At 60.1% G+C, this 13,303-nt stretch carries 9 protein-coding genes and 1 pseudogene; 2 read left to right on the plus strand and 8 right to left on the minus strand.

What is annotated here, in order from left to right; all coding sequences use genetic code 11:
* Positions 1 to 34 precede the first annotated feature (34 nt).
* From EL18_RS18140 to EL18_RS00755, 7 genes and pseudogenes are all read right to left on the minus strand, one after another.
* Positions 35 to 1,765: pseudogene (locus EL18_RS18140) on the minus strand (bifunctional metallophosphatase/5'-nucleotidase); the annotation flags it as partial.
* A 240-nt stretch (positions 1,766 to 2,005) separates the two neighbouring features.
* Entirely contained in the window at positions 2,006 to 3,259 is a 1,254-nt protein-coding gene (locus EL18_RS00730; protein ID WP_036478745.1) for a phenylacetate--CoA ligase family protein, read from the minus strand.
* 119 nt (positions 3,260 to 3,378) lie between these two features.
* Positions 3,379 to 3,753 carry an outer membrane lipoprotein Omp10 gene (omp10, locus tag EL18_RS00735; protein WP_036483568.1) on the minus strand — a complete coding sequence of 125 codons (375 nt, stop codon included), beginning with the start codon at positions 3,751 to 3,753 and terminating at the stop codon, positions 3,379 to 3,381.
* Positions 3,754 to 3,831: 78 nt separating this feature from the next.
* Positions 3,832 to 5,277 (minus strand): homospermidine synthase, encoded by a 1,446-nt coding sequence (locus tag EL18_RS00740; RefSeq protein ID WP_036478747.1) that lies wholly within the window; start codon positions 5,275 to 5,277, stop codon positions 3,832 to 3,834.
* A gap of 166 nt (positions 5,278 to 5,443) precedes the next feature.
* Complete coding sequence (locus EL18_RS00745) at positions 5,444 to 5,728, minus strand: YciI family protein (RefSeq protein ID WP_036478749.1); 285 nt, start codon at positions 5,726 to 5,728, stop codon at positions 5,444 to 5,446.
* Between the two features lie 27 nt (positions 5,729 to 5,755).
* Positions 5,756 to 6,913: an aminodeoxychorismate synthase component I gene (locus tag EL18_RS00750; protein WP_051913625.1), complete on the minus strand. Its 1,158-nt coding sequence runs from the start codon at positions 6,911 to 6,913 to the stop codon at positions 5,756 to 5,758.
* Positions 6,906 to 8,765: a M3 family oligoendopeptidase gene (locus tag EL18_RS00755; RefSeq protein ID WP_036478751.1), complete on the minus strand. Its 1,860-nt coding sequence runs from the start codon at positions 8,763 to 8,765 to the stop codon at positions 6,906 to 6,908. The genes EL18_RS00750 and EL18_RS00755 overlap by 8 nt, the downstream gene beginning before the upstream one ends.
* A gap of 140 nt (positions 8,766 to 8,905) precedes the next feature.
* On the opposite strand from EL18_RS00755, the gene EL18_RS00760 reads away from it, so the two are divergent.
* Positions 8,906 to 10,408, plus strand: a complete 1,503-nt coding sequence (locus EL18_RS00760; protein ID WP_036478754.1) for a sigma-54-dependent transcriptional regulator — start codon at positions 8,906 to 8,908, stop codon at positions 10,406 to 10,408.
* 229 nt (positions 10,409 to 10,637) lie between these two features.
* Positions 10,638 to 12,515: a peptidoglycan L,D-endopeptidase MepK gene (locus EL18_RS00765; RefSeq protein ID WP_244444488.1), complete on the plus strand. Its 1,878-nt coding sequence runs from the start codon at positions 10,638 to 10,640 to the stop codon at positions 12,513 to 12,515.
* 76 nt (positions 12,516 to 12,591) lie between these two features.
* Here EL18_RS00765 and EL18_RS00770 read toward each other — a convergent pair whose 3' ends face one another.
* Positions 12,592 to 13,236: a 2-dehydro-3-deoxy-phosphogluconate aldolase gene (locus EL18_RS00770; RefSeq protein ID WP_036478758.1), complete on the minus strand. Its 645-nt coding sequence runs from the start codon at positions 13,234 to 13,236 to the stop codon at positions 12,592 to 12,594.
* Positions 13,237 to 13,303: the final 67 nt, after the last annotated feature.

Raw genomic sequence — 13,303 nt, forward strand, 5'->3', positions numbered from 1 at the left:
CTTCTTCAGAGCCGGTCAGCGCCTTCATGGTCTGGGATGCGGCACCGGTCATGGACTCAACCACGCCCTTGGCAGTTTCGCCTGCCTTTTCAGCGAGGGTCTGCGTTTTCTCACCGGCCTCTTCCATGGCGTCCTCTGCGGAAGCCTCTTCATCCGTGCTTTCGGCGAGATTGGTGATGCGACCGTCGGTCTTGGGCTGGTAGGGGCTGTTTTCCGCGAGATAATCCGCCAGAACCTGCTCCAGACCCGGACCATAGTCATAGGCGTCCTGGGCATTTTCCGAGAACAGCGAATATCCGTCGCCACCACCGCGCATGAAGTTGTTGGAGGCGACCATATAGGTTTCATCCGGCTTGATCGGCTCGAAACCGCTGTTCGTCTCGACCTGCACGTCGCTGATGCGCTCGCCTGCGGGTTTGGAAGGATCGAAGCTGTATTTCAGGCCGGAGACCTGCGGGAAGCGACCGGCGCCGTCCTCGATCTGGCTGACACCGCTTTCAAGCGATTCAACGACGTCGCTGCCCTTAAGGCGGAAGGTCGCGAGCGTGTTCTGGAAGGGCAGAACCTCCAGAACCTCGCCCATGGTTACTTCGCCTTCGTCGATGGAAGCACGCAAGCCGCCGCCGTTGGTGATCGCGAACTGTACGCCCTGATCCTTCGTGCGGTCGAGCATGGCGTCGGTGACAAGGTTACCCATCTCGCATTCGCCGGCACGGCAGTTTTCGCGGCTGCCGTCGATGGGCGCGCTTGTTTCGGCAACCACCTTGCCTTTCAGCTCTTCAATGGGACCGGCCAGTTCCTTGACGCGCTCGGCTACCTGCTCGTCGGGGGTGACGCCGGCATCGATCAGCTTCACATCGCCTTCAGCGGCGACGACGATACCTTCATCATCAAAGGTGACTTCCAGTGCGCCGAGATATTTGGAATAGGAAGCCGCCTGAACCACAGGCACCTGATAGCCCTCGGGATTGTCGACCATTGTCGGGTAGGGGCCTTCGGCACCTTCCTGTGTGTTCGAAAGCAACGTGTTGGAATGGCCGCCCACGACCACGTCGACGCCAGGGATCTTGGCAATGGCTTCAAGATCACGCGGATAGCCGACATGGGTCAGCGCAATCACCTTGGTGACGCCTTCAGCCTGCACTTTTTCCACCGCTGCAGTTATGCCGTCGACATCCTCGATGATGTGAACATGCTCGCCGGGGGAAGAAAGCTCGGCCGTGTCATTGGCAACAGCGCCAACAATGGCGATCTTCTCGCCGCCCTGCTCAAGGATGACATATTCCTTGACCTGGTCCCCGAGCGCGGAAGCCTCCTGCGCCTTTATGTTTGAACCCAGAACGGGGAACTCTACCTCACCGAGAAAGGTCGCCAGACCATCTTCGCCATCATCGAATTCATGGTTTCCCACGACCATGGCGTCGGTGCCCATCAGGTTGAGGAATTCGGCCTCAACCGCGCCCTTGTAGGTCGTGTAGAAGAGTGACCCCTGGAAGTTGTCGCCGGCATTCAGGAAGAGGACGTTCTGGCCCTCGAGTTCCTCACGCGTTTCGCGTACTGCCGTCACGAGCCGCGCCGCACCGCCGAAGCAATTGCCCTCGGTCTCGTCTTCGCCCGAGCAGGTAGAGTCGTATTTGTTGATGGACTCAATCCGGCTGTGCCAGTCGTTGATGTGGAGGATATTCAGCGTGTAGTCGGCGAAAGACGAAGTGGCTGAAAGAGCCAGCACGGAACTCGTCGCGGCGAAGAGGGCCAGTTTCTTCATATAAGTTCTCCCTTGGGCAGATCTGTTTTCGACAGGTGGACGGGAAGAGTTTTGGCAGTCCCCACTGCCATGTTCTTGAACGTCCTGCCGGCGCATCCTGGCGTCTTTTAGTGGGGCACCATGTCAGTTCAGTTACAGATTTGAATCATGTTCACACCGCGGGACTGGCGATGCAAGAAAAACCTCGCATCCGCTCAAGATGCGAGGCAAAACGTCTTTATCGGCAAAGGGTTGCGAATTTCAGCCGGCGTAGTTTCGCTCGTCCGCGATGACCTTTCCGTCATTGGGGATACCGTCCGGACCCGCCTGTTCCACCCGTGCGCTGAGGCCGGTAATGTCCTTCATGCTGGCCGCGATCGCGTGGATGTCGGGCGCGCTGTTTCCGCGAGCCTCCACGAGAAGTGACAGCGCGTCGCTTTCGTTCTCGCGCGTCACGACCAGCCGCGCGCGCGAGACTTCGTCATGTCGGCGTAGAAGTTCGGCCACCTGCCTTGGATCCACGAACATGCCCTTGACCTTGGTGCGTTGGTCGGCGCGACCCATCCATCCGCGGATGCGCCGGTTGGTTCGCCCACAGGGGCTTGGCTCTTCCATGAATGCGGAAAGGTCACCCGTTCCCAGGCGGATCATGGGATAGAGCGGGTTGAAGGTGGTTACCACCACTTCGCCAACTTCCCCATCGGGCACCGGCTCGTCGGTTCCGGGGCGCACGATCTCGACGATGATGTCTTCATTCACCAGCATCCCGGGCAGCGGGTTCCCGTTAGCATCAGCGCTTTCATAGGCAATGACGCCGCATTCAGCGCTGGCATAGCACTGCATCACCTTGACGCCGCGCGAGGCATATTCTTCGCGGAGGGAGGGGAAAAGTGCGCCGCCTGATACAAGGCCGTGCTTGAAGCTCGTCAGATCGTGGCCGGTCTCTGCCGCCTTGTCGAGCATGATCTTGAGGAAGTCCGGCGTGCCGCAATAGACGCTGGGCTTCAGGCTCGCGGCAGCCTCGACCTGCATCTGCGTGTTGCCTATGCCGGCCGGCAAGACGGTACAGCCAAAAGCGCGTGCGCCTTCATCGAGGATGAAGCCGCCGGGTGTCATGTGGTAGGCGAAGGCATTGTGAACCAAATCGCCAGGGCGGATGCCGGCCGCGAAGAAGGCACGGGCCGCATTGTAGGGGTCGCTTCCAGGAGGCTGAATTTCGAAGATGGGGCCCGGGGACATGAAAACGCGGCCGCCGGTCTTTGGCCGAGCTGCCGCGAAGCCACCGAAGGGCGGATTGTTCTTCTGATGCTCCAGAAGCTCTGATTTGCGAAGAACCGGAATGCGGGCAAGGTCGGCGCGGTCGCGCAGTGCCTCGACGTCAACGCCACCGAGACGGTCTGCCCAGGCTGTAGAAGAGGCCGCCGCAGTCTTCAGGAAGGCTCTCAGCCTGTCGAGAAGCGCGGCTTCGCGTGCGGCTGGTTCCTGCGTTTCGGTCTGATCGAAAAAAGCTGCCATTCGGTTCTCCCCTCCCTGAGGCGGGAGGGAGTATCGCAGCGGTTCGAGCGCCTGCGCAAGATGAATGATGCGCAGACCGGTTCTGCAAGGTGGTGCGGTAAAGCTCGCGCCGCAGAAGTTCAGCCGCGGCGTGTCAGAACGAAGTTCTGGCCGTTGGCATTGGTGCAATTGAGCTGCTGGTTGGAAACCATGGAGCAATTGACCGAAGTCTGCGTCTGGCGGATCAGGGATGTCATGTTGATCGAAACATCACTCGAGCCACGCATCTGGTAAGTGCCTTCAGACAGCTTGGCGCCCGTATCGGTGGCTACCGAAGTGAAGCGCCCATTGGAGAAGGTGGAGATGGCCACGCCCTGCTGATCCATCCACTGGCCGTCGATCGCCGGTCCGGAGCGTACCGCGATCTCGCGCGGGGCTGGAGCGACACAGGCAGAAAGTGCGGCAATGAGCGGAACAACTGCTGCAATCGAGGCAGTCTTGCGAATATTGACCATGCTGGCCTCCTCACTGAACAGATATTTTGGATTGCCCCATTTCGGCACAAAAGCAAGCAAAACTTGTCGGTTATCCGACTATCGCACCAGGATGTTGCGGAATTGCCATGGGTCATTCTCATCCAGATCTTCGGCAAAAAGTCCCGGTCGCCCCTCGAGCGGTGTCCAGTCGGTGTAGTAGCCATTGACCGGACCGAGATAGGGCATTTGAACCTCGAGGCAACGTTCGAAGTCCATCTCATCCGCTTCGACTATACCCTTGTCGGGATTCTCCAGCGCCCAGACCATTCCGGCCAGGACGGCAGATGAGACCTGCAGGCCCGTCGCATTCTGGTAGGGCGCGAGTTCGCGCGCCTCTTCCAGTGTCAGCTGCGAGCCATACCAGTAGGCATTGCGGTCATGGCCATAAAGAAGAACACCGAGTTCGTCTGCGCCATCCACCAGCTCGTCTTCATCCAGAACATGCTGTTCAGGCTGTGCCTTGCCTCCTGCGCCGAACATTTCATGTAGCGAAAGCACCGCATCATTGCAGGGGTGATAGGCGTAGTGGCAGGTCGGACGGTAGACGGGTTTGCCGTCCTTGCCATGGACGGTGAAGTAGTCGGATATGGAGATCGCCTCGTTGTGGGTGACGAGGTAGCCATATTGAGGCCCGGGTGTCGGGCACCAGCTGCGCACGCGGGTGTTGGCTCCCGGTTGCTCAAGGAAGATTCCCGCCTTCGACCCTTCCTCGTGCGAACGTGCATTATCGGGCATCCAGTTTTCGTGGGTGCCCCAGCCCAGTTCTGCCGGTTGCAGACCTTCGGCAACAAATCCTTCCACCGACCATGTGTTCCAGAACACGTCCATGGGCTTTGGTTTCTTGGCCCGCTGGGTGTCGCGTTCCGCGATGTGTATGCCCTTGACGCCGAGGTTGCGCATGAATTGCGCCCAGGCCTCGCGATCATCTGCAGCCGGCGTTTCGACGTCGAGCTTCATGTCGGCTGCAAGATTGATCAGCGCCTGTTTGACGAACCATGAAACCATCCCCGGATTGGCGCCGCATGTAGAAACTGCGGTGGTGCCGCCCGGCGCGTTGCGCTTCTCGCGCAACAACGTTTCGCGCAGCGCATAGTTCGTGCGCGATGCGTTGTCAGCGGAAGGGTCGAAATAGAAGCCCGCCCAGGGTTCGATCACCGTGTCGATGTAAAGGACACCCAGCCTGCGGCAGAGTTTCATCAGTTCGACCGAGGACGTATCCACGGAAAGGTTCACGCAAAAACCCTGACCTTCACCTTCACTCAGAAGCGGCGTCAGCAGTTCCTCGTGATTGTCTTGGGTCACTGCAGCTTTCAGAAAACGGATCCCGCATTCATCGGCAAATTTCCGGTTCGTTTCGGCAGGGTCGACAATTACCATCCGCGAGCGGTCGAAACGGAAATGGCGCTCAAGCAGCGGCAGGGTCCCACGGCCGATGGAACCGAATCCGATCATGACGATCGGCCCTGTGATCTCGCCGTATACCGGCCACTCCTGCTTTGCCATGTAACGTGCTCCTTCAGCCTAGCCGGTCAACCGCATCACGCCATACACGGTTCCTTCAGACATTAAAGCGGAATCCGTTTGATCAGCAGAACGGGTCAGGCAATGTGCCGGGGCATCATCCGGTGCACCGAGATCAAGATGTTGGTGGCTGAGGTGCCGGAATGGTTCACTCAACCAGAGATTCCAGCCCTTCAGCGGCGCGGGTGGGGGTGAATTCCGTCACTTCATATTTCGCCACACCATAGGCGGAGAAGGGGTCTTCGGCGATGCAGGCTTCGATCGAGGCTCGATCGCCCCGCGCAAGGATGACGCCACCGGTGCGGGGAACCTTGCGACCGGACGCGATGAAGACGCCCTTGTCATAGTAGCGGTTCACCCACTCCATATGCGCCTGCATGTGTGGTTCCACTTCCTCCAGTGGAACTTCATAGGTAAGTGAAATGATGAACATGCATACCCCTTCCGTGAAAGCGTGTGGTCAGCCCAGTGATGCGAAGCGGGCCTTCAGCAGTGCTTCTTCATATTCGCTTTCGGCTACTGAATCGAAGACGATTCCACCGCCTGCGTTCAACGCCGCTTCCCCTTGGTCGAAGAGCGTCAATGTGCGGATGGCCACGTTGAATTGTGAAGAGCCATCCGGTGCGGCCCAGCCGATGGCGCCGCAGTAGGCGCCGCGAGGGCCGCTTTCCAGCTTGCGCAGGATTTTCATCGCGCTGATCTTTGGCGCTCCGGTGACCGAGCCACATGGGAAAAGTGCCTGCATGATATGCATCAGGCCGATGCCGGGCATAAGCCTGGCGCGTACCGTGCTGACCATCTGATGCACGGTCGGATAGGATTCAATGCGGAAAATGTCGGGAACGTCGAGCGTTTCAGGCAGCGTGACCCGCGAGATGTCGTTGCGCAGAAGGTCTACGATCATGCGGTTTTCGGCCTGACTTTTCACGTCGTTGCGCAGAAACTCGGCATTGGCCTCGTCCTCCGCTTCCGTTTGACCGCGTGGCATCGTGCCCTTCATGGGATGGGTCTCGATCCAACCTTCGGTATCGGTCCGGAAGAAAAGTTCCGGCGAGCGGGAGAGGAGGGTGGGCCCGCCCAGATTGACCAACGCGGCGTAGCGCACTGGCTGGCGGGCGCGCATGCTGGCGAAGAGCGAAAGGGCCGTGCCAGACCACGATAGCTCGAACGGGAAGGTCAGGTTTGCCTGGTAGCAATCGCCGCGCGCGATGTGGTTGTGCAGGATGTCGAAGCACGCTCGGTATTGTTCCATCTGCCAGAGCGGTACGGGCTGGCTCAGTTCAGCCTGTCCTGTCAGTGCAGGCGGTGGCGATGTTGGCTCGCCAAAGGCTGCCAGATGCAGGAGGGGAAGGCGGCGGTCGGTCGGCATGGATGCCTGAAGCGCTGGGTCCAGCGCATAGCCTGCCTCATAGGAGAGATAGCCGGCGATCCAGTATCCCCGCTCACGCAAGGTTTGCGCATGTTGAAGCATGGGCAGGACATCGTCCGCCTCATGCGCGATGAGATGCTCACGTGGGTCGGTGAAGGCGAGAACCTCGCCCTCAAGATCGTTTTCGAACAGGATGAAGGCCTGTCCGTCTAGCGAATGCGGGCTTTCGGGCCGCGCTGCCTCAGGCATCGCGGTCCAGCGCTTCAAGCTCGTCGATCAGGCCTTCGATCACCGAGAGACCTTTCGACCAAAAGGCGGGATCGGTGGCATCAAGCCCGAAGGGTGCCAGCAATTCGCTGTGGTGCTTGGTGCCGCCAGCCTTCAGCATCTCGAAATATTTCTGCTGGAAGCCGCTTTCAGCCTGCTGATAGACCGCGAACAGCGAGTTTACGAGGCAGTCGCCAAACGCATAGGCATAGACATAGAAGGGCGAGTGGATGAAGTGCGGGATGTAGGCCCAGAAAGTCTCATAGCCCTCACGCAGCTTCACGGACGGCCCGAGGCTTTCCTTCTGGATCCCGACCCAAATTTCGCCAAGGCGTTCGGCCGTGATCTCACCTTCACGGCGTTCCACATGCACCTTGCGCTCGAATTCGTAGAAGGCGATCTGGCGCACGACCGTGTTGATCATGTCCTCGACCTTCTGGGCAAGCATCGCCTTGCGTTCGCGCTTGTCCCGGGTGCGGTCGAGCAGCGAGCGGAAGGTGAGCATTTCGCCGAAGACAGAGGCGGTCTCGGCCAGCGTGAGCGGCGTTGAAGCCATCAGCGCACCCTGTTCGGCGGCCAGAACCTGGTGCACGCCGTGGCCCAGTTCGTGGGCCAGGGTCATGACGTCGCGCGGTTTGCCGAGATAGTTCAGCATCACGTATGGATGTGCCGAAGGCACGGTCGGATGCGCAAAAGCGCCGGGTGACTTGCCCGGACGAACAGGCGCGTCAATCCAGTTCTTCTCGAAGAAGCGGCCGGCGATTTCAGCCATTTCCGGGGCAAAGGAACTGTAGGCGGAAAGAACGGTTTCGCGTGCATCTTCCCAACCGATCACCGCCTGCGGCGTCTCGGGAAGTGGTGCGTTTCGGTCCCAGTGATCAAGCGCATCCATGCCAAGCCACTTCGCCTTCATGGCGTAATAGCGATGGGAGATGCGCGGATAGGCGTCACGCACGGAAGAAGCCAGCGCATCAACGACTTCACGCTCGACCCTGTTGGCGAGGTGGCGGGAGTCGGCGACATCCTCGAATTTGCGCCAGCGGTCGCTGATCTCCTTGTCCTTGGCCAATGTGTTCGTGACCAGGGTGAAGATGCGCATATTCCCTTTCAGGGTTGCGGAAAGTGCCTCTGCGGCGGCCTTGCGCCTTGCGCCGTCCGCGTGCTGCAAAAGGTTCAGCGTCGGCTCAAGCGTAAGCTCCTCGCCATCGACCTCGAAGCGCAGGCTGGTCATCGTCTCGTCGAACAGGCGGTTCCATGCGGACCGTCCGGTGACATGGCTTTCGTGCAGAAGCTGCTCCAGCTTGTCGTCGAGCTGGTGCGGGCGCTCCTTGCGCAGGTCCATCACCCAGGGGCGGTAATGGCCGAAAGAGGGATCTGCTTCCAGGGCCTCTTCCAGAAGCGCATCCTCGATCTTGTTCATTTCCAGCGGCAGGAAAAGCAGGTGGGTGCTGGCGTCGGTCAGCTTCTGCTGCACATCACCATAGAATTTCGCGCGTGCGGGGTTCGAGGTGTCGTCGGCATAAAGCAGCCCGGCATAGGAACCGATACGGCCATAGATCTCGTCCAGCGCCTCATATTCCCGAAGTGCCTGTCCCAACTTGCCGTCGGCACCCTTGGCGGCTTCTTCGGCGAGACGGCCTTTCCAGCGTTTTTCGAAGGCCCTGGAATCGGAAGCGGCCTTTTCCAGGTCGTGCTTCAGTTCGGCGCTGTCCATGCCCGGGTAGAGATCGTTCAGGTTCCACAGCGGCAAATCGCCTAGCGCTTCTGCGCCCTTGGGGCCCTGTGAACCGGCATCGACGGCGTTTGCCGCTGGATAGGCGGAGATTCGTGCCATAGATAGCTCCCTGAAGCTCATAGCCGGCTGGATAAGGTTTCATTCACCGGGTTTGTTGAAAGCCTGTTTAGAGGGCTGTGGCATAGACTTCCACCCTGCGTTTGAATTCACGCACGATTTCGGGGAGGGCTGTTGCTTTAATGTCGGACCGAGTGCTGATAGTCGATGACGATCCTGCACAGCGTCGCCTGCTTGAGGCGGCCGTGCAGCGCATGGGCTTTTCGGCACTTGCCGCGGCAGGTGGCAAACAGGCGCTCGCCATCGCATCACAAGTCCATCCAGGAAAGCTGAAGGCCGTCATTCTCGACCTCATGATGCCCGGAATGGATGGGCTTGAGGTCATGGGGAAGCTCAGGGCGAGCGGCGTATATGCGCCCGTCATCGTGCAGACGGCAAAGGGCGGGATCGAGACGGTGGTCTCTGCCATGCGCGCCGGTGCATTCGATTTCGTGGTCAAGCCTGTATCGCCAGAACGTCTGGCGCGCGCATTGGGCAATGCACTCAAGGTCGAGAAGCTGGAGGCGTCCAAAAAGGACGTGCAGCCGAAAGGCGCTGCCGGTTTCACGGTGAAGGATATCATCACCGAAAGCCCTGCAATGGAGCGGGTTCTGCGGCTCTGCCGCAAGGCCGCAACATCGAATATCCCCGTGCTGATCGAAGGCGAGTCTGGTGTCGGCAAGGAACTGATTGCGCGTGCGATCAGAGGTGAAAGTAACCGACGGTCAAAACCCTTCGTAACAGTCAATTGCGGCGCCATTCCCCATAATCTGGTCGAGAGCATCCTGTTTGGTCACGAGAAGGGCGCCTTCACCGGGGCGAGCGACAAGCACCGCGGCAAGTTTCTGGAAGCTCATGAAGGCACGCTTTTTCTCGACGAGATCGGCGAGCTTCCGCCAGAAGTGCAGGTCAAGCTCCTGCGCGCGGTGCAGGAGGGCGAAGTCGACCCCGTCGGCGCCAACAGTCCGCAGCGGGTGGACATACGTCTGATCTCCGCCACCAACCGCGACCTGCTCGCCCAGGTTCGCGACGGGCAGTTTCGTGAAGACCTGTATTATCGGCTGAATGTTTTTCCCATCATGGTGCCGCCACTGCGTGAGCGGAAGGAGGACATCTCCGTTCTGGTCCAGCACTTCATTTCACGTTTCAGCGATGCGGTGACGGGGCCAGGCGTCAAGGGCATTTCCCAGCGTGCACTTTCCGTGCTTGCCGCCTATGACTGGCCGGGCAATATCCGCCAACTCGAAAACGCGGTCTTCCGCGCAATGGTGTTGTGCGAAGGACATGTGCTGACGGCAGAGGACTTTCCTCAGATCCTGGCGCAGGTGGAAGGGATCGAGGAACTTGTCGCCGATGAGGAGGTGCAGCGAACCAACCGTGCGCTGCAAACCGGCACGAGCAGCGTGGTTCCCATCGATGGAGATGAACCCGCCGCGGCCACGCAGCCGCTTCATCCAGGCTTGATCCGTGCCATCGGCAATGACGGGAATGTCCGGCCGCTGGAAGAGGTGGAGGCGGAAATGATCCGCTTTGCCATTGCCCATTACGGGGGGCAGATGAGTGAAGTTGCCCGCCGACTGGGTATTGGCCGCTCGACATTGTACCGCAAGCTCAAGGAACTGGGCATCGATGGTGGGCGGGGCTGACTGCCAATCGTTCCAACTGCAGGATGTCCGTGCCGCATTTCGCCACAACTTTGGCGTATTTAGCATTCATTTACCCTGACATTAGCACCTGCTGTGCCTGCCTAGTTGTTGCCATCGTCATATTGCATTTGTTACCCAATAAGGGTCGATTAACCATTATCGTCGAGACTTTGGTGGACCAGGGACACCAGTGTCTTCCAGGGGACAACTCAAGCCGACAGGCCATGTCTTGATTAGCATCGACGTACGACATCGTGAGGGGCGCGTTCAGGCATCCCGTTTCACCCGGTTCCTCGCTGGCTTCATGCTGGCGCTGGCTTCGGTGGTCGCTTTCGCCCCCGCGGTGCAAGCAGAAACGCGGACGCTGAAGCTCTATTTCATCCATACCAAGGAACGCGCGGAGATCACCTACAAGCGCAACGGTCGCTACCTTTCCAGCGGCCTGAAGGAGATCAACCGCTTCCTGCGCGACTGGCGGCAGAACGAGCCGACCAATATGGACCCCCAGCTTCTCGACCTTGTCTGGGAAGTCTACCGTGCTTCCGGTGCCCGCGACTACATCCATGTCGTCTCGGCCTATCGCTCCCCCAAGACCAATGCGATGCTGCGCAAACGCTCTTCCGGCGTTGCCAAGAAGAGCCAGCACATGCTCGGCAAGGCGATGGATTTCTACATTCCCGGCGTGAAGCTTTCCACGCTGCGCAATCTTGGCCTGAAATACTCTGTTGGTGGCGTCGGCTACTATCCGCGCTCGGGCTCGCCATTCGTGCATCTTGATGTCGGCAGCGTTCGTCACTGGCCGCGCATGAGCCGCAAGGAACTCGCTTCCGTCTTCCCCGACGGCAAGACCGTGCACGTGCCCAGCGACGGCAAGCCCCTGCCCGGATACAAGCAGGCTCTCGCGGATGTCGAGCGCCGCAAGCGCTCCGGTGGCTCCATCCAGATCGCCAAGGACGACGGACGGCGCGGAAAAGGGCTTCTCGCAGCCCTGTTCGGCGGTGGTGCGGATGAGGAAGAGGACAATGCGGAAACCAGTGCGCCTACGGCTGTAGCGCGTGCCACGCCGCAGCGTGCGGTGCCGCAACAGGCTGCACCCAAGCCCGATCCGACACCTGCGACCATCCTGGCTGCCTTGCCGGCGCGTTCGCTTCCCGTTCCGCAGGCTGCCCCGCGTGCGAATATTTCCGCGGGTACCCAGCTTGCGCTCGAGCAGGCTGTACCGGCTGCGCCCGAGGCTGCACCCGTTGCGGAAACTCAGGTTGCTGCCGCACAGCCTGACGTTCCCGACAATATTCCGTTCCAGACCAAGCCGGTCGAGGAAGGACCGTCTGTCGACGCCGAGACCATCCTGACTGCTGCCAATATCCCGGTCCCGACGCGTCGCCCGGACTACCAGGCGGCAGAGAGCGCGATCCAGCTTGCCTCCGCGGAAGAGCAGGAGGGTGCCCTCCCGGCCACGGCTTTTGCCACCCCCACCCGTCGCCCGGCCGCGCCTGAGGCAATCAATGAACTGCTGGCCCAGACGCCGAAGCAGGATGCACAGCTTGTTGCTGCGGCTGCGCCCCAGCCTGCGCCTGCACCCGCCGATATCGATGCGGCTCCGCAGTTGGCGGCGCAGAAGGCTCAGGAGAAGGCAGAGGCAACTCTTGTCGCAGCAAGCAATGCCGGTGTGGATGATGAGGTCAAGCCTGCTGCGCTGGCCGCCGTTGAAGCGGATGGTGCTGCCAAGGCTTCCGGCAATGTCGTCGCGTCTCCGCGTCTTGCCATGCTCAACAGCGGTGGCAGCACTGCAGCGCAGCGCGCGCTGGCTTCCAGCGCACGCACGACAGCCAAGTCCGCCAAGCCACGTCCAAGCGACGTTCGCCCGCAGCCAAAGGCTATTCCGAAACCTGTTCAGGTGGTCAGTGCGCGCCACGTTCTGAGCCGGGAATCGGTCGCGCGCAAGGTTGAACCAACGCAGGTGCCAGCCTTCAATCCGCAGATCGCGAAAGCGCCGAGCGCCGTCTACACGACAGGCTTCCAGAAGGCGCTGGACAGCGAGAATCCCAACCGCCTGACCGGCAAGGCGATCACCTTCCTGTCAGTGGCGAAGTTCGCCACGAACTGAACCACCTCCAGGAGGCACAAACAAAAAAACGCCCGGTCAATGACCGGGCGTTTGTTTTTGCTGACTTGCGGTTCGTTCAGGCGCCGGCGCCAAGCCTGGCAGCTTCTGCTGCCAATGCCTCGATGGCGTTCCAGTCGCCAGCAGCAATGAGATCATCGGGAGCAACCCAGCTGCCGCCGATGCACACCACATTGGGAAGCGACAGATAGTCGTTCGCATTCTTCGGGGAGATGCCACCCGTGGGGCAGAAACGCATGTCCGCGATGGGGGATGAGAGCGACTTCAGGTAGCTTGCACCGCCAGCCTGTTCTGCGGGGAAGAATTTCAGCACACGATAGCCTTCATCGCGCATGGCCATGACCTCGCTGGCCGTCACCGCGCCGGGAAGCAGGGGAATGCTTGACTGGCTTGCCGCATCCAGAAGTTCCTGAGTGGTGCCAGGCGAAACGATAAATTTGGATCCGGCGGATACCGCACGGTTGAAATCCTTGCCGTTGAGGATCGTACCCGCGCCGACAATGGCTTCCGGAACTTCGTCGGCAACAAGGCGGATTGCGTCGAGTGCATCGGCGGTGCGCAGCGTAATCTCGATTGCAGGCAGGCCACCCTTTGCAAGTGCGCGTGCCAGAGGCACGGCATCGGCCAGACGCTCGACCTTGAGAACAGGGATTACCGGCTGACCCGTCAGGATCTCCAGCAGAGTTTCGGTTTTCTTGTTCAATACCGCCTCCTGCGCGCAGAATTCGTGAAAGGCTATAAGCTGAAACCCCGCCTCATTACAATTGCCG

Origin of the sequence: Nitratireductor basaltis (genome assembly GCF_000733725.1) — a bacterium.
GTDB lineage: Bacteria > Pseudomonadota > Alphaproteobacteria > Rhizobiales > Rhizobiaceae > Chelativorans > Chelativorans basaltis.